Origin of the sequence: Corynebacterium sp. HMSC11E11, from assembly GCF_001807025.1 — a bacterium.
In the GTDB taxonomy this organism is placed as follows: domain Bacteria; phylum Actinomycetota; class Actinomycetes; order Mycobacteriales; family Mycobacteriaceae; genus Corynebacterium; species Corynebacterium freneyi.
Genome location: NZ_KV787099.1, coordinates 1 through 23,532, shown reverse-complemented (window position 1 = coordinate 23,532; position 23,532 = coordinate 1). Strand labels below are relative to the sequence as shown.

20 protein-coding genes and 2 tRNA genes are annotated in these 23,532 nt (G+C 68.3%); 15 read left to right on the top strand and 7 right to left on the bottom strand.

Annotated features, from left to right (window positions below; all coding sequences use genetic code 11):
- Window positions 1–219 precede the first annotated feature (219 nt).
- The 4 genes from HMPREF3121_RS00740 (at window position 220) to HMPREF3121_RS00725 (ending at window position 4,329) form a co-directional block, all read left to right on the top strand.
- A complete protein-coding gene (locus HMPREF3121_RS00740; protein ID WP_070519109.1) occupies window positions 220–759 on the top strand; it encodes a single-stranded DNA-binding protein in 540 nt (179 codons plus the stop codon).
- 253 nt (window positions 760–1,012) lie between these two features.
- Entirely contained in the window at window positions 1,013–2,683 is a 1,671-nt protein-coding gene (gene ettA / locus HMPREF3121_RS00735) for an energy-dependent translational throttle protein EttA (RefSeq protein WP_070519108.1), read from the top strand.
- 256 nt (window positions 2,684–2,939) lie between these two features.
- A complete protein-coding gene (locus tag HMPREF3121_RS00730) occupies window positions 2,940–3,401 on the top strand; it encodes an acyl-CoA thioesterase (protein WP_070519124.1) in 462 nt (153 codons plus the stop codon).
- Window positions 3,394–4,329, top strand: coding sequence for a DUF8185 domain-containing protein (locus HMPREF3121_RS00725; protein ID WP_141742901.1), 936 nt, complete (start codon window positions 3,394–3,396; stop codon window positions 4,327–4,329). Before HMPREF3121_RS00730 ends, HMPREF3121_RS00725 begins: the two co-directional genes overlap by 8 nt.
- A gap of 554 nt (window positions 4,330–4,883) precedes the next feature.
- Here HMPREF3121_RS00725 and HMPREF3121_RS00720 read toward each other — a convergent pair.
- Window positions 4,884–5,315, bottom strand: coding sequence for a globin (locus HMPREF3121_RS00720; protein ID WP_070519105.1), 432 nt, complete (start codon window positions 5,313–5,315; stop codon window positions 4,884–4,886).
- Between the two features lie 157 nt (window positions 5,316–5,472).
- Window positions 5,473–8,220 (bottom strand): aminopeptidase N, encoded by a 2,748-nt coding sequence (pepN, locus tag HMPREF3121_RS00715; protein ID WP_070519103.1) that lies wholly within the window; start codon window positions 8,218–8,220, stop codon window positions 5,473–5,475.
- A 72-nt stretch (window positions 8,221–8,292) separates the two neighbouring features.
- On the opposite strand from pepN, the gene HMPREF3121_RS00710 reads away from it, so the two are divergent.
- Complete coding sequence (locus tag HMPREF3121_RS00710; protein ID WP_035123595.1) at window positions 8,293–8,823, top strand: SMI1/KNR4 family protein; 531 nt, start codon at window positions 8,293–8,295, stop codon at window positions 8,821–8,823.
- A gap of 202 nt (window positions 8,824–9,025) precedes the next feature.
- Window positions 9,026–9,670, top strand: a complete 645-nt coding sequence (locus HMPREF3121_RS00705) for a mycothiol-dependent nitroreductase Rv2466c family protein (protein WP_035123594.1) — start codon at window positions 9,026–9,028, stop codon at window positions 9,668–9,670.
- Window positions 9,671–9,756: 86 nt separating this feature from the next.
- On the opposite strand, the gene HMPREF3121_RS00700 is transcribed toward HMPREF3121_RS00705, so the two are convergent.
- Together HMPREF3121_RS00700 and HMPREF3121_RS00695 are read right to left on the bottom strand one after the other, a co-directional pair.
- Entirely contained in the window at window positions 9,757–10,959 is a 1,203-nt protein-coding gene (locus HMPREF3121_RS00700) for a TIGR04053 family radical SAM/SPASM domain-containing protein (RefSeq protein WP_070519102.1), read from the bottom strand.
- Window positions 10,960–11,043: 84 nt separating this feature from the next.
- Entirely contained in the window at window positions 11,044–11,556 is a 513-nt protein-coding gene (locus HMPREF3121_RS00695; RefSeq protein WP_035123593.1) for a DUF4352 domain-containing protein, read from the bottom strand.
- 267 nt (window positions 11,557–11,823) lie between these two features.
- Between HMPREF3121_RS00695 and HMPREF3121_RS00690 the strand changes: the two genes are divergently transcribed.
- A complete protein-coding gene (locus HMPREF3121_RS00690) occupies window positions 11,824–12,300 on the top strand; it encodes a ribose-5-phosphate isomerase (protein ID WP_035123591.1) in 477 nt (158 codons plus the stop codon).
- A 109-nt stretch (window positions 12,301–12,409) separates the two neighbouring features.
- On the opposite strand, the gene HMPREF3121_RS00685 is transcribed toward HMPREF3121_RS00690, so the two are convergent.
- Window positions 12,410–13,285 (bottom strand): hypothetical protein, encoded by an 876-nt coding sequence (locus HMPREF3121_RS00685; RefSeq protein WP_035123589.1) that lies wholly within the window; start codon window positions 13,283–13,285, stop codon window positions 12,410–12,412.
- 213 nt (window positions 13,286–13,498) lie between these two features.
- Here HMPREF3121_RS00685 and HMPREF3121_RS00680 point away from each other — a divergent pair, with 213 nt between their 5' ends.
- The 3 genes from HMPREF3121_RS00680 to HMPREF3121_RS00670 all read left to right on the top strand — a co-directional run bounded on the left by HMPREF3121_RS00680 (window position 13,499) and on the right by HMPREF3121_RS00670 (window position 18,105).
- Window positions 13,499–15,031 (top strand): glycoside hydrolase family 1 protein, encoded by a 1,533-nt coding sequence (locus HMPREF3121_RS00680; RefSeq protein WP_070519100.1) that lies wholly within the window; start codon window positions 13,499–13,501, stop codon window positions 15,029–15,031.
- Entirely contained in the window at window positions 15,028–16,335 is a 1,308-nt protein-coding gene (locus tag HMPREF3121_RS00675; RefSeq protein ID WP_083291120.1) for an MFS transporter, read from the top strand. Before HMPREF3121_RS00680 ends, HMPREF3121_RS00675 begins: the two co-directional genes overlap by 4 nt.
- Window positions 16,336–16,437: 102 nt before the next feature.
- Window positions 16,438–18,105, top strand: coding sequence for an alpha/beta fold hydrolase (locus HMPREF3121_RS00670; RefSeq protein WP_070519099.1), 1,668 nt, complete (start codon window positions 16,438–16,440; stop codon window positions 18,103–18,105).
- Window positions 18,106–18,142: 37 nt separating this feature from the next.
- Here the strand turns inward: HMPREF3121_RS00670 and HMPREF3121_RS00665 are convergent, their stop codons facing one another.
- Entirely contained in the window at window positions 18,143–18,355 is a 213-nt protein-coding gene (locus HMPREF3121_RS00665; protein WP_035123585.1) for a helix-turn-helix transcriptional regulator, read from the bottom strand.
- A 242-nt stretch (window positions 18,356–18,597) separates the two neighbouring features.
- Window positions 18,598–18,672: transfer RNA gene (locus HMPREF3121_RS00660), tRNA-Gly, on the bottom strand.
- Window positions 18,673–18,934: 262 nt separating this feature from the next.
- Between HMPREF3121_RS00660 and HMPREF3121_RS00655 the strand changes: the two genes are divergently transcribed.
- From HMPREF3121_RS00655 to HMPREF3121_RS00635, 5 genes are all read left to right on the top strand, one after another.
- Window positions 18,935–19,011 (top strand) — tRNA-Pro (locus HMPREF3121_RS00655).
- Window positions 19,012–19,079: 68 nt separating this feature from the next.
- Window positions 19,080–20,471, top strand: coding sequence for a trigger factor (gene tig / locus HMPREF3121_RS00650; protein ID WP_070519098.1), 1,392 nt, complete (start codon window positions 19,080–19,082; stop codon window positions 20,469–20,471).
- A gap of 250 nt (window positions 20,472–20,721) precedes the next feature.
- Window positions 20,722–21,354: an ATP-dependent Clp protease proteolytic subunit gene (locus tag HMPREF3121_RS00645; protein WP_070519097.1), complete on the top strand. Its 633-nt coding sequence runs from the start codon at window positions 20,722–20,724 to the stop codon at window positions 21,352–21,354.
- 99 nt (window positions 21,355–21,453) lie between these two features.
- Window positions 21,454–22,068, top strand: coding sequence for an ATP-dependent Clp protease proteolytic subunit (locus HMPREF3121_RS00640; protein ID WP_141742902.1), 615 nt, complete (start codon window positions 21,454–21,456; stop codon window positions 22,066–22,068).
- Between the two features lie 515 nt (window positions 22,069–22,583).
- Window positions 22,584–23,468 carry a hypothetical protein gene (locus tag HMPREF3121_RS00635; RefSeq protein ID WP_141742900.1) on the top strand — a complete coding sequence of 295 codons (885 nt, stop codon included), beginning with the start codon at window positions 22,584–22,586 and terminating at the stop codon, window positions 23,466–23,468.
- Window positions 23,469–23,532 lie beyond the last annotated feature (64 nt).

The window sequence follows — 23,532 nt, the reverse complement described above, 5'->3', positions numbered from 1 at the left end:
CGCCCACCGGGTCGTGCAGGAGCCGCCACGGTGAAAGGGATGGGGTAGGCGTCGTCAAGCGGAAAAATCCGGGGCCTGTGGATAAGCCCCATAATCTGCGATTCATCCACAGGCCGCCGAAACGGCGGTGGTGGCCGGCGGGCGGAGGCGGCATCGTCGGACGTGCGAGGCCCGGAACGACCAGCGCTCCGGGGACCACGACACGAAGGGGGACTCGCAATGTCCGAGATCAAGGTGACCATCGTCGGCAACATCACCAAGAAGCCGGAGATCAAGACCACCGCCAACGGCAAGCTGGTGACTCGCCTGCGCGTCGCATCGACCCGCAAGCGCCACATCGACGGCCAGTGGGTCGACGGCGACACCGCGTACATCGACGCCGAATGCTGGGACCGCCTGGCGCAAAACGCGGTGAACACGTTCGCCAAGGGCGACCGCATCATCGCCGAAGGGCGCCTGTGCACCGTCGAATGGCAGGACGACGAAGGCAAAACCAAGTCGTACACCAAGGTCATCGCCGATTCCGTCGGCCCCGACCTGCGCTTCGCCACCGCGGCGATCACCCGCATCAAAGCCGGGTCGTCGCGCGCCGCGGAGGCCGAACGCCGCGCCCGCGAGGCCGAGGAAGCCGAGCACCGCATGGCCCACGACCAGGGCGTCGTCCCCAACGAAACCAACCACTTCGACGAGTCCGTGCAGCGCGACGACGCCGGCGGCGCATACGGGACGGAGGCGGAGATGGCCGAGATGGTCTCGTAGCCGCTTGGGGTGCCGTCGGCGAAGTGCGCGGGCCGCCATCGGGGAAGTGCTCTCGGGGTGCCGTCGGAGAAGTTCGCTCGGGCCGCCCGTCGGGGAAGTTGCCGCCGCTACCGGTAAGGTGAGGGCGAATGTGCGCGGGCGGTGATCGTCGCAACGCAACACCGGCAACCGCGACGGCGAAAGCCCGGTCCCGGCGGGGCGGCCCCCGGCGCACCTGAAGCGAAACCACCAACCTCCGAAGGAGAGCGCAGCAGTGGCTGAGTTCATCTACCAGATGAAGAACGTGCGCAAGGCGCACGGCGACAAGGTCATTCTCGACAACGTGACCATGGCGTTCTACCCCGGCGCCAAGATCGGCGTCGTCGGCCCCAACGGCGCCGGCAAGTCGTCGATCCTGAAGATCATGGCCGGCCTGGACCAGCCCTCCAACGGCGAGGCCTACCTCGAGCCGGGCGCGACCGTCGGCATCCTGCTGCAGGAGCCGCCGCTCAACGAGGAGAAGACGGTGCGCGGCAACGTCGAGGAGGGCCTCGGCGACATCTTCGACAAGAAGCAGCGTTTCGAGCAGATCGCCGAAGAGATGGCCACCAACTACACCGACGAGCTCATGGAGGAGATGGGCAAGCTCCAGGAGGAGCTCGACGCCGCCGACGCCTGGGAAATCGACTCCAAGATCGAGCAGGCCATGGACGCGCTGCGCTGCCCGCCCGGGGACGAGCCCGTCACCCACCTGTCCGGTGGCGAGCGCCGACGCGTCGCCCTGGCCAAGCTGCTGCTGAGCGAGCCCGACCTGCTGCTCCTCGACGAGCCCACCAACCACCTCGACGCCGAGTCGGTGCTGTGGCTCGAGCAGCACCTGCAGAAGTACCCCGGCGCCGTCCTGGCCGTCACCCACGACCGCTACTTCCTGGACCACGTCGCCGGCTGGATCTGCGAGGTCGACCGCGGCAAGCTGTACCCCTACGAGGGCAACTACTCCACCTACCTGGAGCAGAAGGCCGCCCGCCTCGAGGTCGCCGGCAAGAAGGATGCCAAGCTGCAGAAGCGCCTGAAGGACGAGCTGGCGTGGGTCCGCTCCGGCCAGAAGGCCCGCCAGGCCAAGAACAAGGCCCGTCTCGAGCGCTACGAGCAGATGGTGGAGGAAGCCGAGCAGTACAAGAAGCTCGACTTCGAGGAGATCCAGATTCCGACGCCGCCGCGCCTGGGCAACCAGGTCGTCGAGGTGTCGAACCTGGAGAAGGGCTTCGACGGCCGCGTCCTGATCAAGGACCTGTCGTTCACCCTGCCGCGCAACGGCATCGTCGGCGTCATCGGCCCGAATGGCGTGGGCAAGTCGACGCTTTTCAAGACCATCGTCGGCCTGGAGCAGCCGGACGCCGGCGAGGTGAAGGTCGGCCAGACCGTCAAGCTCAGCTACGTCGACCAGGGCCGCGAGAACATCGACCCGGAGAAGACCGTGTGGGAGGTCGTCTCCGACGGCCTGGACTACATCCACGTCGGCCAGAACGAGATGCCGTCGCGCGCGTACCTGTCCGCCTTCGGTTTCAAGGGCGCGGATCAGCAGAAGCCGTCGAAGGTCCTGTCCGGCGGCGAGCGCAACCGCCTGAACCTGGCCCTGACCCTGAAGCAGGGCGGCAACCTGATCCTGCTGGACGAGCCGACCAACGACCTCGACGTCGAGACCCTGTCGTCGCTGGAAAACGCCCTGCAGAACTTCCCGGGCTGCGCCGTGGTCATTTCCCACGACCGTTGGTTCCTGGACCGCACCTGCACCCACATCCTCGCGTGGGAGGGCAACGTCGAAGAGGGCCAGTGGTTCTGGTTCGAGGGCAACTTCGAGGGCTACGAGAAGAACAAGGTCGAGCGCCTCGGCCCCGAGGCCGCCCGCCCGTCGCGCGTCACGCACCGCAAGCTGACCCGCTGATGCCCCCGCGCGGGGGTCGACCGCGCTAGCCTGGGCCCGTGGCCGCCGATGACGGTGGCCGCGGGCCCCGCGCATGTTCCCGGCGCCACCGCACCCGGCGGGTGGTGCGGCGTCGAAAAGCCGCCCGGCGGGTGGTGCGGCGTCGAACGGCGGCCCGCGCCGAACAACCGCGAATCACCCGAAGCACCCGCGAGTAACCCGAAGTACCCGCGAATCACCCAAAGCACCCGCGAATCACCTGAGAGAAGTGGACGAGATGCCGGATACCAATGCCTTCCTGACCACCATCCCCGTGCGATGGTCGGACTTCGACCAGTACGGGCACGTCAACAACACCGCGTACCTCGAGTACGCGCAGGAGGCTCGCGTCGCCTTCGCCCGGGCCAGCGTTGAAGGCGGCACCGGAAAGTTGGGCACCGTGGTGCGTCACATGGAGATTGACTACCTCCGCGCCCTGCTGCCCGACACCCGGGAAGTGCTGGTCGCCACCGAGATCATCGACATGGGCAAGACGTCGTACACCATCCGTCAGGCCATCAAGGACGAGCACGGCCACATCGCGGCGGTGCTGACCACCGTGATGGTGCTGTTCGACCTGGAGGAGTCGCGCGCCAGCGAGTTGACGCCGACGGTGCGCAAGGCGTTGGAGCGTTTCGCCTCGCCCGAGCTGACCGCCGGTACCGGGGCGAATGCCGAAGCCAGTGGCGACGATGAGTGACGCCGGTGCCCGGGGCGGTTCCGGGGCGTCGGCGGGTGGAGCGTCGGTGGCCGGGGCGTCGACGGGCGGGGAGTCCCTCGTCGTCCATGACGTCGCGGCGCTGACCAATCTCGGCGTCCTCGCCCGTAAGGCGGTGGCGCTGGATGCGCAGGCGTTGATCCGGGTTCGTGCGCTTCCCGCGGGGTCGCCGGATGACCTGGTCGCGGCGTCTCGGCCGGCGGGTGTTGCGCGTGTGTGGGCGACCACTCCCTTTGGGCCGGTGGCGTGCCGCACGATGGCCATCAGCCCGGGGCGCGGTGGTCGCGATGATGTCGTCGTTCGGGCTGATGCTGTGTCCGCCGTCACGGGTGACGCCCGGTCGGTGCCGCAGATCGATGCCGCCGTGCCGATGACGTTGGAGTGCGGCGCCGCCGCCGATTCTTCGTGGCCGGGCAGTGTGCCGGTGGACGGTGGGTGGACCGTCGTCGATGCCGTGCCGGCGGGCGTCTTCCGCGACTTGGAGACGCAGGCGAGGGGAGTGGCCAAGGAAGAATCGGGCCCGCAGGGCTTGCCGACGTCGCTGCTCGACCAGAAGGTCCTCACCGTCCGCGGTGCCCGTCTCGCCGATACTTCGGGGAATGAGGGCGGCCTGACTGCTGGTGCTGCCGGGCGTGAACGTGGCGCGACTGCTGCTGCCGGGCGTGAACGTGGCGCGACTGCTGCTGCCGGGCGTGAAGTTGGCCCGACTGCTGCTGCCGGGCGTGAAGTTGGCCCGGTCGCCGAGATTTCCATGCGCGAGGTGTTCGCCTTGTGTGCCATGGGCTTCATCCCGGTCAAGCCCTCCACCGATGAGCCCGTGCGGGTGTCGGTGAAGGGGCGTTGGCGTCGACTCGATGGGCGATTCGGAAGCGTCTACGCCTCCGAAGGGCTTGGGGTTCTGCCGTTGTAGCCATCGGCGCCCGCCAGTGTCGCCATCGCCGCGCCCGCCGGTGCCATCAACGGTGCATCCCTCTGCCGCGAGCGTCGGGACGGCCCACTCGTCCCAACTGCCTTACTCGCGCTAGCCGCCCCACTCGCAGCCGGTCGCTCCACCCCTTCGAGTCATCCCGCTCGCCTCATGCGCCCCACTCGCCCCATTCTCTGGTGGGCTCACCCTCTACTGGAGGTTTGATCCGCATTTAGTCGGCTGATTTGTTGCAATTCTCAAATTCTCACCTGGGCTTTTGCGGGCGGACTTGCAACAAATCAGCCGACTAAATGCAGATCAAAATCGAGCTGTTATAGGTGGGGCGCAAGTGGCCCGTGGCGCGATGCCTGCGCGGGCGAGCGGGGGAGTTGGGGCGGATGGCCGGCGCGGGGCGGATGGCCGGCGCGGGGTGGGAGGCCGCGCGGGGCGGGGGAGTTTGGGGTGTGGCGAGCCTGCGGGGTTGAGACCTTGCCGGGAGCCGGCGAGGGACGGGGGAGGGGGCGACGCGAGGCGGGAGGCCGCGCGGGGTACAGCAGCTACGCGTGGGTGTTGATGAGCATGTCCGCCACCCGCACCATGTGCTCCCACATGGCGTCGCGGTGGGGCTTCGGCAGCTCCTCGTCGGACACCTCGGCCAGCGACAACGCCATCAACTCCAGCCACCGGTCACGGGCCGCCATATCGACGACGAACGGGTGATGACGCATGCGCAGCCGCGGATGGCCCCTTTCCTCGTTGTACGTGGTGGGACCACCCCAGTACTGCTCGAGGAACATCCGCAAGCGCCGCTCGGCGCCCTCCCAATCATCGGCGGGATACATCGGACCGAGGATGTCGTCCTCGCGCACGCGCACGTAAAAACCGTGCACCACCTTCGCGAACGTATCCTCGCCGACCTCGCGGTAGAAATCACTGAACTGCGGCTGCCCATCACCGGGCGCCGCCTGAGAGGGCTGGCCGTTGGTCATGCCCACCAGGCTACCCACGCGGCGACGCGGCGAGGAGTGCGGCCAGCGGCGCGGCCCACAGTCACCACATTGGCGGAGCGGTGGGCCATCGACGCGGCGACGCTACGGGCGGCGGGGCGGTCGAGCGCACCGACCCGCCCACTGCCGCGCCCGACTTCTACTGCTCCGGGACGTACCCGTCGCACTCGCGGGCGGCCAACGCCCGCTCGACGCGGTCACGGTTCTCCGCGACGATGCGCTTGACGGGGTTGGGCACCGAGGCGTCGTCAAGCACCGCCGAAGCCTTGTCCAGTCCCTCCTGCGAGACCTCCCAGTGCGGGTACAGGCCATCGAGCATCCGCTGCGCCGTCTCCGAGGAATACCGGCCCCACCAGGACGGAGCCTCGGCGAAGTACCGGTCGGTGAAGTCGCCGAGCAACCCATCCGAACCGGGCGCGGTGAAACCGGCGATCATCGACCGCAACATCAGATTCGACGGGGCGGCGGCCCCGGTGGCGGTGCAGGTGTTCCACACGCGGATCTTGTTGTCCGCCGCCGGGATCGCCGCACGCGCCTTCGCCGCAGCCTGCGTCCCCAGCGCCGACTGGTCGGCCTGCTCGGCCGCCGCAATATCGGACACCCCCTTGTCGCCGGCGGCGACGAGCACGGTCAGCGCGTTCCACTTCATGTCCTCGTCGACGGTCAGCCCGTCCAGCCCGACCGACCCGGGCTCGCCGGCGAGAATCGCGCGGAAGACCTCGAGCGAACCGGCGCCGTCGGCCGGCAGCATCGCCAGGGCATTGACGAACGCCAACTGGGCGTCGGACCCGGCCTCCGCGGCGCGGGCATGATCGAGCAGCCCCTCGCCGAGCAGGCGACGCCCCTCGGCGACCCAATCGGGCGCGGCGTACCGCTCGACGGCCGCCACCGCCTGCGACAAAACGCGCTCGAGCACCGAAATCTGATCCTCCGACGGCGCGCCCCGCAGCACCATGGCCACGAAATCGCGGGCGCGGACCTTCGCCGCGCGGGTCATCTCCCACATCGTCGACCACGCCAGGGTGCGCGGCATCGGATCGGCGAAGGCGCCGATGTTCTCCAGCAGGAACAGCCACGACCCGGGATCCATCTCCATGAAGCAGTAGCTCAGGTCGTCGTCGTTGGCCAGGACGACGTCGCCGACGGGCACGCCCGACATCTCGGGAACCTCGGTGATCTCGCCCTTGACGTCGACCTCGACGCGGTGGGTGCGGCGCAGCAGTCCGCCGTCCATCGCGTACACGCCGATGGCCACGCGGTGGTCGCGCAGCTCGCCCGCCCCGGGCTCGGCGCCGGTCTGGCGGATGGCGAAAATGTCGTAGACCTCGGCGGCGCCACCCTCGGCAGCGTCCCCGGCACCATCCCCGGCGGCGCCACCCTCGGCCTTCTTCGTGGAGTAGGCCGCCGACAGGGTGTTGATGCCGGTGGTGGTCAGCCACTGGTCGGCCCACCCGGACAGGTCGCGGCCGGACGCCTCGGACAGGGCGCCGAGCAGGTCGTCGAAGGTGGCGTTGCCGAAGCGGTGGCGGGCGAAGTGCAGGCGGGCGCCGGCGAGGAACGCGTCTTCGCCGACGTAGGCCACGAGCTGCTTGAGCACGGAGGCGCCCTTGGCGTAGGTGATGCCGTCGAAGTTCTGGTCGACGGTGTCGATGTCGGAGGCGTCGGCGGCGATGGGGTGCGTCGACGGCAGCTGGTCCTGCTGGTAGGCCCATGCCTTTTCGACGTTGGCGAAGGTGGTCCAGGCGCCGTCGTATTCGCTGACGGCGGCCTGCGATGCGCAGGCGGACCAGGTGGCGAAGGATTCGTTGAGCCACAGGTCGTCCCACCATTGCATGGTCACGAGGTCGCCGAACCACATGTGGGCCATTTCGTGGAGGATGGTTTCGTTGCGGCGTTCGTACAGGTAGCCGGTGGTGCGGGAGCGGAAGACGTATTCGTCGCGGATGGTGACGGCGCCGGCGTTTTCCATTGCGCCCATGTTGTATTCGGGGCAGAAGATCTGGTCGTACTTGCCGAAGGGGTAGGGCTCGCCGAAGTTGGCGGCGTACCAGTCGAAGCCTTCCTTGGTTTCGCGGAAGAGCCGTTCGGCGTCGAGGTGTTCGGCGATGGAGGCGCGGCAGTACAGGCCCAGGGGGATGGTCAGCTCACCGTCGGGCTGGTGGTCGGCGGGGGTTTCGGGGTGCTTTGCGACGGTGCCGGTCCATTGGTCGCGGACCTCGTGCCAGGGGCCGGCGCAGAATGCGATGAGGTAGGTGGACAGGGGCACGTCGACGCGGAAGCGGTGGATGCGGGCGGCGGGGCCGTCGAGGGGCGCGATGTCGCCGTCGGCGGGGGCGATGTCGGCTACTTCGGGTTCGGAGTTGGACACGATGGTCCAGTCGCCGGGTGCGGTGACGTCCATCGTGTAGGTGGCCTTGAGGTCCGGCTGGTCGAAGCAGGCGAAGACGCGTTTGGCGTCGGCGGTTTCGAACTGGGAGTAGAGGTAGGTCTGTTCGTCGGCGGGGTCGGTGAAGCGGTGCAGGCCTTCGCCGGTGGTGGTGTAGCGGCAATCGGCGTCGACGACGACCACGTGGTCGCCTGCGGTGAGATCGAGGATGAGGCCGCGTTCGTCGTCGTAAAGCTCCTTCGACCCGCCGCAGGCGGCGTCGGTGACGTCCGTGCCATCGATGGTGACGGAGCGGATGTCGGCGTTGCGGAGGTCGAGGAAGGTGGTGCCGTCCCGCTTCGCGGTCAGCGTCACGGTGGTGGTCGAACGGAAGGTGTCGTCGCCCGGGGCGGCGGTGGTGCCGGGGGCGCCGGTGACGTCGAGGGAGATGTCGTAGTGGGACACCTCGAGCATGGCCGCGCGGTCGGCGGCCTCGGTCTGCGTCAGGTTCGTGGAAGTCATGCGACCAGGGTAACCGCGTCCCCGGATCGGCATCCGTGGCGCGGTGGGCCGACTAAAAATACACTTTGCCGCATGAATGAACTGAGCAATGATGCTGGCAAGGTCGATCGGGTCAACGCGGCGTGGGATCGGATCGAGGCAGTGCTTGACGACGATGCCCTGGGAGCCCCCGCAACGGAGGCGGAACTGGACCAGCTGCAGGCCGACCTCGGTGTGACGCTGCCGGATTACGTGCGGGCGTCGTGGCTGCGGCACGGGTCGGTGGACGGCGAGCCGTGGGACGGTGGCTGGATCGCGGCGCCGGCGTCGATCCTGAACGACTACAAGCTGTGGACCAAGCTGCAGGCCGACGGCGAGTTCGACGACTTCGAAAACACCGACGGGGAGGGCGCCGACTCCGAGGGCAAGTGGTACCACGAGGCGTGGATCCCGCTGGTCATGGACTTCGGCGGAAACAACTACTGCCTGGACATGCGCTCGGGTCGCCTGGTGTCCATGGACCACGAGGTCGGTTCGGAGTTCCTGGACTACGCCGACTGGCCGGCGTACCTGGAGGCCGCCGCCGATTCGCTGGAGGCCACGGGGCTGCCCTTCCCCGAGTAGTCGGCCGCGCCGGGCGTCGCGTTCGTGTCGGGCGCGTGCGTCGGGTGAGTGCCGGGCCGGTGTGTCGCGTTCGTGCCGGCGCGCGGCAGGCGTGTGCGGGCGGGAAGATCCCTCCCTATAGTCGGTGACGAGATTATTGGTTGATGAGTCAAGCAACTCGTCGGCAATCAACTCGGCAATCAACTCTTCAGGAGGAATTCACGTGAGCACCCGAGACAAGGTCACCTTTTACTTCGACGTTTCCTGCCCGTTCTGCTGGATCACCTCCCGCTGGATCAAGGAAGTGGAGAAGGTCCGCGACATCGAGGTCGAGTGGAAGCCGATGAGCCTGTCGGTTCTCAACGAGGGCCGCGAGGAACTGCCGGAAGAGTACAAGTTCATGATGGAGTGCAACTGGACTCCGGCGCGCCTGTTCAATGCGGTGTTCGACCAGGATGGTCAGGAGGCCGTCGACAAGCTCTACACGGCGCTGGGCACGAAGATCCACGACGAGGACCGCATCGACCGTCACGCGCGCGTCGACGAGCCGGCCCACGCGTTCGATGAGTTGATCACCGAGGCCCTCGCGGAAGTCGGCCTACCGGAGGAGCGCCTGGCGCAGGCCCTGACCACGGATTTCGACGAGCTCATGCGCGACAACCACGCGGAGGCCATGAAGGAGGTCGGCGACGAGGTCGGCACCCCGGTGGTCAAGCTCGGCGACACCGCCTTCTTCGGCCCCGTGCTCACCCGCATTCCGCGCGGCGAGGAGGCCGGGAAGATCTTCGACGGCTCCATCCTGCTGGCCGGCTACCCGCACTTCTTTGAACTGAAGCGGTCGCGCACCGAGAGCCCCCAGTTCGACTAACAGGCTGACCTGCGGAGGGATTGGCCAACCGGCCCCTCCGCATTGTCATTTCCGCCTCCGGCCCCACACCTGACCCGACGCCCGCATCAACGCTGCTCGACGGCCTCCGCACTGGCGTCGACACCGCCGCCGGCGTCCGGGTGCCAGGCCGGCGGGACGTACACGCACGTCGGGTCGGAGGCACGGTAGTCGCCGGTCAGGGCGAACGCCGTCGACCGGGAACCGCCGCAGACATTGTGGAACCCGCAGACGCTGCACTTGCCGTGCCAGTTGTCCGGGTCGCGCAACTCCTTGAACACGGGCGACTCGGAGTAGATCTCCCGGAAATCCGTTTCCTTCACGTTGCCGCAGTGCAGCGGCAGGAAACCATTCGGGTAAACGTCGCCGATGTGGTCGATGAACGCGAAACCGGAACCCGAGTTCACCGCCATCGGCGATCGCGGCGGGCGGGGCTTCGCCGGGTGCTCGCCGAGGAGCTCGGTGGTCTTGCGGGTCAGCTCGTCGTAAAGCGGCCCACCTTCGTACTTCGGGGCGCCGGTCTCCTCCGCCTCGCGCCGCTGCAGCACCACCCGCCGATACTGCGGCGCCTCCGTGGTCTTGATGGCGATGCGGTCGGAAACGTCGACCAACCAGTTGAGCACGTCCTCGCGCTCCTCCGGCGACAGGCAGTTGAGCGCCGCGCCGCGACCGGTGGGCACGAGGAAGAAGACGTACCACATCTTCGCCCCCATCTCGATGACCTTCTTCATCAGGGCGGGGGCTTCGCCGATGTTGTCGCGGGTCAGCGTCGAATTGATCTGCAGGCGGTAGCCGGCCTCGTTGATCACCGGCGCCATCTCGACGGTCTTTTCGAACGTGCCCGAAAAACCGCGGAACGCATCATGCGTCGTCGTGGTCGCACCATCGAGCGACATCGACATCGCCTTGCCGCCGGCGGCCCGCAGCGACCGGATGCGCTCCGGCGTCAACCGCGGCGTCACCGACGGCGACAGGGAAATGTTGAGACCCTTCGCCGTGCCGTACTCGGTCAGTTCCTCCAGATCGGCCCGCTCGAACGGGTCACCGCCGGTGAACACCACCAACGGCAGCGGTTTGTCGTACGACGACAACGCATCGAGCAGCCGCTTGCCCTCCTCCGTGGTCAGCTGATCCGGGTGGGGCTCATGCTGGGCGTCGGCCCGACAGTGCTTGCACACCAGGCCGCAGGCCCGCGTCACCTCCCAGATCACGATGAACGGCTTCTGATTGATGTCGTGGCGGACGGTGCGGACTGCTGGGGGCCGATGCACGGGGGTTCCTCGGGGCCGGGGGTTGGAAAAAACGCGTTCTCCAGCTACTTTACGCCCCCATGCCGCAGCCCGGGAGTCGGCGACCTACAGCGCTCCCTTCCATTCGGTGGGCTTCGAGGTGAAGCTGAAGGTCTTCTCGTAGGTCAAGGTGTACTCGCCCGGCGCCGCGTCCGACTTGAAGCACAGGGTGCCCGACTTGCTGCCGCCCGGGGTGAGCTCGACGGAGTCGTAATCGGTGGCCCCGCCGAACTCGGTGCTCAGCATGACGCCGTTGGTGTCGGTGAGCTTCCAATCGAACGGGTTGAGGCTGACGACGTCGGATTCCGAGACGTTGACCACGGTGACGTCGGCGCACACCTGATTGTCGCCGAAGACGTCGACGCCCGCGTTGCGGAGGTTCGACGTGGTGATGTCGGCCTCGCCCAGGTGGACGGTGTCGCCGATCTGGGCCGGGCCTTCCCGGGTGGCGTCGGCCTGGGCGGCGTCGGCCGGACCAGTGTCCGCCTGGGCGGCGTCGGCCGTCGACGACGACCCGTCGCATGCGGCGAGGACGAGGGCCAGGGCGGTGAGACCGACGGCGATGGTGGACTTCTTCATGATGCACTCCTGATGCGTGTTGGCGTCCGTGGCTGCGCCAGGCGCCGGGGATCCGATCCCGCGGCGACCGCCTGATCGGAGCTGCGACTTCCGCAGCAACCGCAGATTGTCAGCCCATTCGGATCAGCTATGTTTTTGCATCGAATGGACGAACGAACGCCGTTGGTCAGGAGAGAAGATCGGGGGAGGGGGGTGACCCGGCCGTCCCGGTCGGACCCGCGGCGATCGCGTGCACCCCCGCGCCCCGCGCCTGGTTATGCTTGGCTCATGCGTATTTACCTTGGCGCGGACCACGCCGGCTTCGAGATGAAGAACCTGATCAAGGACCACCTGGAAAAGGCGGGCCACGAGGTCGTCGATTGCGGCGCCCACGTGTACGACGCCGCCGACGACTACCCGGCCTTCTGCATCGAGGCCGCCTCACGCACGGTCAACGACCCGGGTTCGCTGGGCATCGTGCTCGGCGGTTCCGGCAACGGCGAGCAGATCGCGGCGAACAAGGTCAAGGGTGCTCGCTGCGCCCTGGCCTGGTCGGTGGAGACCGCCAAGCTCGCCCGCGAGCACAACAACGCCCAGCTCATCGGCCTTGGCGGCCGCATGCACTCCGAGGAGGAGGCGCTGGCCATCGTCGACGCTTTCGTCGCCCAGCCGTGGAGCGAGGAGGAGCGCCACCAGCGCCGCATCGACATCCTCGCCGAGTACGAGAAGACCGGCATCGCCCCGGCCCTGCCCGAGCAGGAGTAGCCCCGCGTCTGCGGTTCAGATGTCGAACGGCGGCATCCCACGTCATGTGGGATGCCGCCGTCGTCGTTTGCGGAGCGGGCGTGACCGGGGGAAACTCCGGCGGACGACTCTAGAAGTCGAAGTCGAATCCGCCGCCGTCGCCGCCGAACATGCCGCCGTCGAAGAAGCCGCCGTCGTCGCCGCCGAAGAATCCGCCGCCATCTCCGGCGTCCATGTCGCCGCCCATGTCCCCGCCATCACCGGCATCGCCCATGTCGCCGCCGTCGCCGCCGTCGCCACCGGCTCCCATGTCGCCGTCGCCCATGTCGCCGACCCCCTCGGAGCCGTCGCCGACGCCGCTTTCGAAGTCGGAGGCGGCGTAGGCGACGCCGGCCATGCCGTTGAACATCATGGAGAACAGCAGCACGGAACCCATGGTCCACATGCCGGTGCGCAGGGCGGATTGCCACCACGGTTCGGAGTACCAGCCGGCGGGCACGGGGCGTCCGGCGACCTTGCCGCCCGGGTAGTAGTTGGGGGTCTGTTCGGTGGGCACGGGCGACGCGGAGATCTGCCGGCCCTCGTGTTCGATGGTGCGCTGTTCGGTGACGGATCCGGCGGATCGCTGGCCTTCCAGCGGCGGCAGCGCGGGTCCGGCGGGCATGCCCATGATTTCGCGGGCCGCGGCGACGTAGTGCAGGCCTTCGAGCGCGGATTCGCGGGCGAGCTGGGCCTGCTTGACGGTGTTGGCGGTGGAGATCTGCGCCGACGCCGCGTTGTACCGCTCGGAGGCGTCGGCCATCGCCTGGGTGGAGGCGGTGTCGGAGCCGGCGATGGACAGCACCTGCGATCCCAGCCGTTCGATCCAGCGGCGGGCGTCGGCCACGGCATCGGCGACGTCGTCGTGGGCGCGCTGTTGGATGGCCTTGTTCTGGCGGCCCTGCGCCATCTGGATCAGGAGGACGCCGCCGATGATCACGACGGCGATGAGGAGGAATGCATCCATCGGGTGGGTCACGGTCCTAACGTGATTTTTGTTCGGGGTACATCATCGACAACGGGCCGGGGCCGCGATTCGTTCCAGGGGGAGCGGATTTTTCCGCGAAAGATTCGGTTGCTTTGGTCGGTTGCTTTACGACGACGCCGTCGGCGCGCGGAACCCGTAGCGTTCTGTTTGGAAACCATGAATTCGGCACGATGCGTGACATAGGGTGTCGTCATGTCAACCAATGGGCCCGCCAATGACCGAACCCTCCATCCTCAACCGCGCACGTCGCCGCTCGCCGAGCCGTTGCATCACGACGTCGATCTGCGGGGCCTGCTCATCGGCACGGCGTCGGCCGCCGGGCAGATCGAGGGCGGCGACGAGAACAACGACTGGTTCGATTGGGCCCGCGAGCCCGGCAACATCGCCGACGGTTCGACCCCGCTGCGCGCCACCGACCACTGGAACCGGTGGCGGCAGGACAACGAGCTCATGGCGTCGCTGGGCCTGCCCATCGCCCGCATCGGCGTGGAGTGGGCGCGCATCGAACCGCGGCCGGGGGAGTTCGACCATGCGGTGCTCGATCGCTACCGCGAGGAGATCGCCGACCTGCGGGACAAGGGGATCCGCCCGCTGGTGACGCTCCACCACTTCGTCAATCCGCTCTGGTTCGCCCGGCGCGGCGGCTTCACCTCCGATGAATCGCCGGCGGCCTTCCTGCGCTACGCGGAGATGACCGTCCGGGCGCTCGACGACCTCGTCGACGAGTGGATCACCGTCAACGAGCCGAACGTGTACGCCACCCAGGCGCACATGTTCCGCTCGGGCCCGCCGGGCAACCGCTCGTGGGGCGACACGATGGCCGTGCTGCGCAACATGGCGGTGTCCCACATCCGCGGTTACGAGGTCATCCACGGCATCCAGGGCGACCGGGCGAAGGTCGGCATCGCCCACCACGCCCGGGCGTTCGCCCCGCGCAATCCGCGCAACCCCATCCACCGCGGCCTGACGCGGCTCAACCGGCACCTGTTCCAGGACATCGTCGCCGACGCCCACCTGGCGGGGAAGTTCCATCCGCTGCTCGGCGGGGCGAAGGTCGCGCGTGGACTGCCGTCGGGCCGCCACCACGACTTCCTGGGCCTGAACTACTACTCGCGCACTGCCGTCGACAAGTTCGACGACGGCACCTTCGTCGGGGCCCCGGTCAACGACCTCGGGTGGGAAATCCACCCCGAGGGCCTGGTCGAATGCGCCCGCGACCTGAACGAGCGTTTCGGCGGACCGGTGTGGATCACGGAAAACGGCACCTGCGATCTCGGAGACCTGGAGCTGTCGGTCGGTGGCGGGGACGAGGGCGTCGCAAAGCCGAATCCGGCCGGGGACTACGCCAACCCGGACGCCGCGGCCGCCGACCGCAGGCTGGAGTCGTTCCGGCCGCGGTTCATCCTGGAGCACCTGCGGGCCATCGCCGAGTCGGACGTGTCCATCGAGCGTTGGTACCACTGGTGCTTCGTGGACAATTGGGAATGGGCCGACGGCGAAGAACCGCGATTCGGCATCGTCCACCTGGACTACGAGACGCAGGAGCGGACGATGAAGCCGTCGGGCCGCCTGCTGGCCGAGCTGGCCCGCACCGGGCGGATCACCCCGGAGCTGCACCGGCGCTACACTGCGGGCCGGCGTTACCCCGTCGCCGACGAGGACACCGACCCCAACGTGCGGGCGCAGCCGCCGAAGCCGGAGGGGGCGGAGGGGGCGCAGGGATGAGCTCCGCCGAACGCGCCAGCTCCGCCGAACGCGCCGTCTCCGACGTCGGGCGTTTCACCGCCGACCCCGCCCAACGCACGCCGGTGACCACCGGCTGGATCGTGCGGTACGGACTGCTGTACCTGGGGCAGAACATTTCGTGGGCGGCGCCGACGCAGCTGTTGTTGGCGCAGCAGATCCTCATCTGGCATCCGGGGGCGAAGGAGGAGAAGTTCGCGCTGCTCATGGCGGTCGGCGGGTTCTTCTCCATCATCGGGCACCCGCTGGCCGGGTGGTTGTCGGACCGCACGGACACGCGGTGGGGCCGCCGCGCCCCGTGGATCCTCTTCGGCGGGCTGGCGGCGGCCGGGTCGCTGGTGTTCCTCGGCGCCGCGCCGGGCTTCATGGCGTTGACCATCGGGTGGGCGGTGTTCCAGTTGGCCATCGCGGCGTCGATCAACGCGGCCCAGGCGGTGGCGCCCGATACGGTGCCGGACAATCAGTACGGCGTGGTCTCGGGTGTGCTGGGGCTGACGTACACCCTCGGCGTGGTGCTCGGCACCGTCGTGGCCACTGTGTTCGATCTGGGGCTGGCGTACATCGTCACCGCGGCGCTGCTGCTGGTGTTCATCGGCCAGTTCCTGCCGGGCTTCCGCGACGTGTCCCGGGTGCGGTCGCAGGCGGCTGCGTCGCCGGTGCTTGACGACGCCGACGGGGTCGATGACGCCGTGGTGCCCGCCGTCGCCGAGGTGCCCGGAGGGCTCTACCGCGACTTCACGTGGGTGTTCATCGCCCGGTTCCTGGTGACCACGGGCAACTCGGTCGCGTTGTTCTACCTGTTCTATTACCTGCGCGATCACATCGGCCACCCCGACCCGGATGCCGGCGTGCTCGTCCTGACCGGCGCGTATGCGCTGTGCGTCATCGTCACGGCGATCCTGTCGGGCAAGGTGTCCGACAAGATGGGCAAGCGACGGGCGTTCGTGGCGTTGTCGTCGATGGGCGTCGCCGGGGCTTGCGCGATCATGGCGTTCGCCGGAAGCTTCGCCATGGTCGTCGGTGCGGCGGTGCTGTTGGGTCTGTCGTGGGGCGTGTTCATGGCCGTCGATCAGGCCCTGATCAACCAGGTGCTGCCCAAGGCCGACGAGCGCGGGCGTGATGTCGGCGTCATGAACCTCGCCGTCGCCGGCCCGAACATGGCCGCCCCGGTGCTCGCCGCATTCGCGTTGGCGAATCTCGGCGGATACCCCGGCTTGTACGTTTTCGCGGGAGCGCTCACCGCCGTCGGTGCGGTGCTCGTCTACCGGGTGCGGTCTGTGCCCTGATCTTCTTGCCCTGATTACCGCGCGTTGAACGGCGTGCGGCCGGCGTTGCGATTCGATACCGTTCGTTGCAGTCGATGAAAGGTGTTTATCCCCGTGCGCCCCATGAAGAAGCCGTCCCTTGCCGCATTCGGCGCGGCGTCCGCCGCCGCATCCGGCGCCGCTTCCGCCGCAGAGCATGGTGCCGAGGCCCGGTCCGCGAGCCGAGCCTCATCGGCCCCGTCGTCCCGGACGTCCTTCTTCCGCAGGGCGTTGGCCCCGGTCACGGCGCTCGCGCTGGCGGGCACGCTGCTGTCGGTGCCGCAGGCGTCGGCCGGTGGCCCCGCTGGTCCGGACGATCTCGGCGGATTGGATTGGGGCGCGTGCCCCACTGCGGCGATGACCGCGCCGGGCACCGTGTGCGCCGACATCGACGTGCCGCGCGATTATTCCGACCCGGAGGGTGCGACCATTTCCCTCACCGTCAGTCGGGTTCCGGCGACGGGGGAGCGCCGCGGCGTCATCGCGGGCAACCCCGGCGGCCCCGGCGGCGACGCGTTGGGCATGTTCTCCGACGAGGCCGTGAAGATGCCGACCGCCGTCCGGGAACACTTCGATCTCATCGCCGTCGAGCCGCGCGGCCTGACCTGGGGCACCCCGCTGAACTGCAACGTGGCGGACATCCCGATGACGGGTCTGCTCTCCGGGCAGGTCGGCGCAATGCACGCCTCTTGCGAAGCCAACGATCCGGGGTACGCGGGGACCATCACCACGGAGAACACCGCCCGCGACCTCAACCACGTCCGCGACGTGCTCGGCCAGGACGTCATGCACCTCTACGGCCTGTCCTACGGCACGGATCTGATGAGCACCTACGCGACCCTGTTCCCGGACAAGACGGGTCGGATGGTGCTGGATTCCTCGCTCGATCCGGCGGACCGTTACTTCCGGCTCGGAGACTCGCGCGAGCCGTGGCGCCGCGAGGCTCTCAACGCGATGTTCCAGTGGATCGCCGACCGTGACGACGAGTACGGCCTGGGCACCACCGCCCTGCAGGTGTACGCGCGCTGGTCGCAGCGCATCAACGAGGAGGTCGGCGCGCCGGGCCAGGTCTACCCGCCGCCGACTCAGGTGGGCGACGTGCCCGCCGCCTTCGCCGATGACCCGGAGGCGTTCATGCAGCTGGCCGACGGCGTCCTGCCCGTCGCGTGGCGCGGCCATTCCTTCGCGGCGAACCTGCTGCGCCCCGGCGCCGGCAATCAGTCGGTGCTGTTGCAGCAGACTTTCGCGGCGACGTACTCGGAGAGCATGTGGCCCGACATCGCCGACGCCGTGGTCACCGGCGAGGTGGAGATGCCCGAACTTCCCGAGGGTGCGACCCCGGAAGACGTGATCGCGCAGACAGAGGCGATGGGAGTCGTCGAGCGGGCGATCATCTGCAACGACAACGTCACCGCCGCCGACCCCTCCCGCATCCCCCGCACGTACGTCGACCAGTTCACCGGCGGCGACATCTTCCGCCTCAACGCCGACGCGCTGGCGTCGGGGCAGCTGTGCCTCGGCTGGCCGGGGCAGGGGACGGCCGTGGAGCTCAACGGTGACGCCCTCGAGTCGAAGCCGCTGTTGCTCCACTACGACCGTGACGCTGCGGTGACCGGCACGGGTGGCCGCGCGATGCAGGCGGCGATGGGCGGCGAGCTCATCGAGCTGCCGGGTCACGGCCACGGCGTGCTCGTCGCCCACAACGACGCCGACGAGATCGCCGACGTCGTCGCCGCCCACTACCTGGGCTGACGGTCCGCCCGGGCTGACCGGCCGGAGAGCGGGCCGATTATTTGCGCTTCGCTTCGCGGCCCTTCTGCCACTCGCGCACGTCGTCGGAGTTCCACAGGGTCAGCCCGTGGAGCTTCGTCGCGGGCACCGGCGCCTTGCCGCGGCCCGCATAGCTGGTGAACGTACCGCGCGCGGTGCCGGTGAACTCCGCGCATTCGGCGGCGGTCCACAGCTCGACGCCGGTGTCCTTGTCGATGATGCGGGGATCCATGCCGCCAAGAATAGTTGCGCGTCACGACGGCAAAAGACCCGAAAGGACAGTGCCGCCGACTTGTGATCGACGCTGTATGAAACCGTGACGCGGGCACGCTGTCGTGAGCGGTCGTGACATGTCCGTGACGGATTGCGGGGAGGATTCTCTTGGTGTGCCGGGGTGTTGCAACGACCGCTGGGTCCCGGGATCCCGCCGAAAAGAAGAACACCCTCCGACGCCGGTCGGAGGGTGTTTTCACGTGGAGGGGATGACGGGAATCGAACCCGCGTCTTCAGCTTGGAAGGCTGAGGTATTAGCCACTATACGACATCCCCGCAGCTCAACCGGGGCGGCGGCATCGTCGTAAAGCGAAACGCGCCCCTACGTGAACGTGGGGGAAACTATAGCGCACCGCGCGCCCGCCGCCATAATCGACGCGCCACGGGCTTAAACCGGGGCGGTGATCGCCCCGCGAAAGGCGGCCACGTAGACTGCACGACGTCATCGCATGACTCGCTTCACGACGACCCGACCGCACCGCCCAACGGCGTGCCGGGCCGATCGCGGCGGGGGATGGGATGCGGGACAAATTCACAACGGGGTATGGCGCAGCTTGGTAGCGCACTCGCTTTGGGAGCGAGGGGCCGTGGGTTCAAATCCCGCTACCCCGACCAGCATCACGGGCACTCCCGTGGTCTGTGAAATCATTTAACTCACATCTACTAACAGGAGTGTGCAACCAGTGAAGTCCTCCGTCGAGCAGCAGAGCGCCACCCGCGTCAAGATCACCGTCGAGGTCCCCTTCGACGAGCTCAAGCCGGAATTCGACAAGGCCCACGAGGCCCTCGCGCAGCAGGTCCAGATCCCGGGCTTCCGCAAGGGCAAGGCCCCGGCTAAGCTCATCGAGGCCCGCATCGGCCGCGGCCCCATCCTCGAGCAGGTCCTCAACGAGATGGTCCCCTCCCGCTACGGCCAGGCCGTCGAGGAGCACGACCTGAAGGTCATCGGCCAGCCCGACGTCGACGTCACCAAGCTGGAGGACGGCGAGCTCGTCGAGTTCACCGCCGAGGTCGACGTCCGCCCCGAGATCGAGCTGCCGGACTTCGCCGACATCTCCGTCGAGGTCGACGCCCTCAAGGCCGACGACGAGGCCGTGCAGGCCGAGCTCGACAACCTCCTCGCCCGCTTCGGCACCCTCACCGGCGTCGAGCGCGCCGTCGAGGACGGCGACTTCATCTCCATCGACCTGTCGGCCACCGTCGACGGCGAGGAGCTGGAGGAGGCCTCCACCGAGGGCCTGTCCTACCAGGTCGGCTCCGACGACCTCATCGACGGTCTCGACGACGCCGTGATCGGCCTGGCCCAGGGCGAGTCCAAGGAGTTCGGCACCAAGCTCGTCGCCGGCGAGCACGAGGGCGAGGACGCCCAGGTCACCGTCACCGTCCAGTCCGTCAAGGTCCGCGAGCTGCCCGACGCCGACGACGAGTTCGCGCAGATGGCCTCCGAGTTCGACACCATCGACGAGCTGCGCGAGGACCTGGCCAAGCAGGTCGAGACCACCAAGAAGGGCGAGCAGGCCCAGCAGATCCGCGACAAGGTCCTCGCCGCCGCCCTCGAGAAGACCGAGGTGCCGCTGCCGGAGGGCGTCGTCAAGGAGCAGGTCGAGGGCCAGCTGCAGCAGCTGCTCGGCCAGTTCGGCGGCGACGAGGCCGTCCTGAACTCCATGCTCGAGGCGCAGGGCACCACCCGCGAGCAGTTCGACGCCGACTCCCGCACCTCCGCCGAAGAGGCCGTGCGCACCCAGCTCTTCCTCGACGAGCTGGCCGAGCAGGAGCAGCCGGAGGTCTCCCAGCAGGAGCTCACCGACCACATCCTGTTCACCGCCCAGTCCTACGGCATGGACCCGAACCAGTTCATCCAGCAGGTCCAGCAGTCCGGCCAGCTCGCCAACCTCTTCGCCGACGTCCGCCGCGGCAAGGCCCTGGCGGTGTCCATCCTGAAGGCCACCGTCAAGGACACCGACGGCAACGACATCGACGTCGCCGAGTTCTTCGGTGAGGCCGAGGCCCCCGAGTCCGACGTCAAGGCCGACGACGCCGAGGCGAAGGCCGACGAGACCGACGCCGAGAAGTAAACCCCCACGCGGAACCGGGGCCGTCGCAAAGCGAAAAGCACCGACGGATCCCGGCCCACCCGCGACGATGGGGGACCGGGCCCGGGGATGCGCGCCGCCGAACCCCGGCTCCGACGCTGACAGCGAACATGGGGCCGTCCCGAAACAAAGGGACGGTCCCTTTCGTTACCCTCAATGAGAGATCCCGCCCCCGAGGCGGGCCGCCCGTGAAACGGCGGCGAAGGCGAAATGGAAGGGAAACCCTTTTTCGATGAGCGACCAGAACCACGCCCCGGCCGACTCCGTGTTCGACAAGCTGCTGAAGGAGCGCATCCTGTTCCTCGGCGACCAGGTCGACGACCAGATCGCCAACAAGCTGTGCGCCCAGATGCTGCTGCTGGCGGCCGAGGACCCCGAGCGTGACATCGCCCTGTACATCAACTCCCCGGGCGGCTCCGTCACCGCCGGCATGGCCATCTACGACACCATGAAGTTCGTGCCGTGCGACGTCGCCACCTACGGCATGGGCCTCGCCGCCTCGATGGGCCAGTTCCTGCTGTCCGCCGGCACCCCCGGCAAGCGCTACGCCCTGCCGCACGCCCGCATCATGATGCACCAGCCGTCCGCCGGCATCGGCGGCACCGCCTCCGACATCACCATCCAGGCCGAGCAGTTCGCCCAGACGAAGAAGGAAATGGCGCGCCTCATCGCCGAGCACACCGGCCAGCCGCTCGAGCGCATCGTCGAAGACTCCGACCGCGACCGCTGGTTCACCGCCGCCGAAGCCCTCGAGTACGGCTTCGTCGACCACGTGGTGACCTCCCTCAAGGACGCCCGCGAGACCGCCAACGACGCCGCCGAACGCACCGCCGACGTCGCCCGCGGCGAGGACGCCGGCAAGTAGGCCGGGCGCAGAAAGCGAGCCACGACAATGCACCGCGAATACCCCGGCCAGAAGCCCGAAACGCACCAGTCCGCAACGAACATGGAGATGAGCACCAACATGCAGATGCCGCAGTCGCGCTACGTGCTGCCGTCCTTCGTCGAGCACTCCAGCTTCGGCGCGAAGGAATCGAACCCGTACAACAAGCTTTTCGAGGAGCGCATCATCTTCCTCGGATCGCAGGTCGACGACACCGCCGCCAACGACATCATGGCGCAGCTGCTCGTGCTCGAGGGGCTGGACCCCGACCGCGACATCACCATGTACATCAACTCGCCCGGCGGCTCGTTCACGTCGCTGATGGCCATCTACGACACCATGCAGTACGTCCGCCCGGACGTGAACACGGTGTGCCTGGGCCAGGCCGCGTCGGCCGCGGCCGTGCTGCTCGCCGCCGGTGCGCCGGGCAAGCGCGCCGCCCTGCCCAACGCCCGCGTGCTCATCCACCAGCCCGCCACCCAGGGCGTCCAGGGCCAGGTGTCCGACCTGGAGATCCAGGCCGCCGAGATCGAGCGCATGCGCACCCTCATGGAGGAGACCCTGGCCCGCCACACCGGCCAGACCGCCGAGCAGGTGCGCCTGGACACCGACCGCGACAAGATCCTCACCGCCGAGCAGGCGAAGGAGTACGGCATCATCGACCAGGTCTTCGAGTACCGCAAGCTGAACAAGTAGCGTTCCTCGACTGATCCGCATTCGACCCGGTTCCCGATGGGGCCGGGTTTTCGCGTTGTCGGTGGTGGACGGGGCCGTGGAGGCTGGAAACGAGGGAGGGCCCCGCCGTTTCGTCGTGTGCGGGGGCCTCTGAAGAAGTCGCGGAGGAGTGCAGCACGCAGCGCGGAGTCGCCGACGGTGCCTGCGGCTTCGTGCCCGGCGGTCCGCCGTATCGCTAAACCACGGGGTCCAAACCACGGGTTCGGTGTCGACCCCGTGGTTTAGGGCCATTTTTGAGGCGACCCCGTGGTTTGGACCCCGTGGTTTGGGTTGAGGCGTGGGCGACCCCGTGGTGTGGACCCCGTGGTTTGGGCCGTGGGTGGGGGCTTCCGCAGCACCGCGTCCACGTTTCTCCACAGGGTGAGGTTGATCCACAAAAAGAGGGGCCGTCGCAAAGCAATCGCACGGCGGGAAACGCCAACCCGCGCCACACTGCCGGCATGAGGAACTGGGGGGAACACTTTGGACTCATCGACATGCGCACGAGGGCCGGGGCGCGCGCTCGCGGCGACGCCGAACACATCGCGCTGACCGCCGAGATCGCCATGCCGCTGCTCCGCTACGCCGAACTGCCGCCATGGCAACAAGCGACGGCGCGGGCGGCGGCGGTGGCGCTCACGCTCGACGCTGCAGTCGTGGCGGGCACGGCGGCGGCACGGTTGCACCGCATCGATGTGCCCGGGACGGGGCAGCCCGCGGTCGACGTGCTGCATGTCGACGGGAAACGGCCGGGCGGGCGTCCCTTGAAAAGCTCCGGGATCCGGCAGCGGTACGCCTGGCTTCCCGACGACGGCGTACTGGTCAAACACGGAATGCGCGTGACGACGATCGGTCGGACGCTGCGCGACGTCTGCGCGTTCGAAGGGCTGGTCGCCGGAGTCATCGCCATCGACTCCGTAAGGCGGCGCATGCCCGACGTTCCGTTGGGGCGGTGGCATGAGGAGTTGCTCGTCGGGCCGCGATTCAAGGGGGCGGCGGTGGTGCGCGAGGCGCTGGCGTTGTCGATCCACAACTCCGGCAGCGCAGCCGAAACGCGGGCGCGGCTGCTGCTGAGAGGGGTGGCGGGAATCGTCACGATCGTTGCTCAAGCCGAGATCACCGACCCCAAGACGGGGCGGCGGTACTACGTGGACTTCCTCATCAATGGCTGGCTCGTTCTCGAGATCGACGGCGACGTGAAATACGACGGCGTGACGTACGGGCCGGTCGACGAGATCATCCGCGAGGAGCGGCGACGCGAAAAGAACCTGCATAACATGGGAAAAGTCGTCGTTCGCACCAACGATCCCCGCGAGGCGCCGGCCGTCGTGGCAGGGGCGCTGGCGAGGTACGGCCACATGGGGCCGATGGGGCGGCGGTGAGTCGAGGCGGGGAGTGGCGTGGCGGGGTGTGGCGTGGCGGGGAATACGGAGGGGGCCGGGGTGG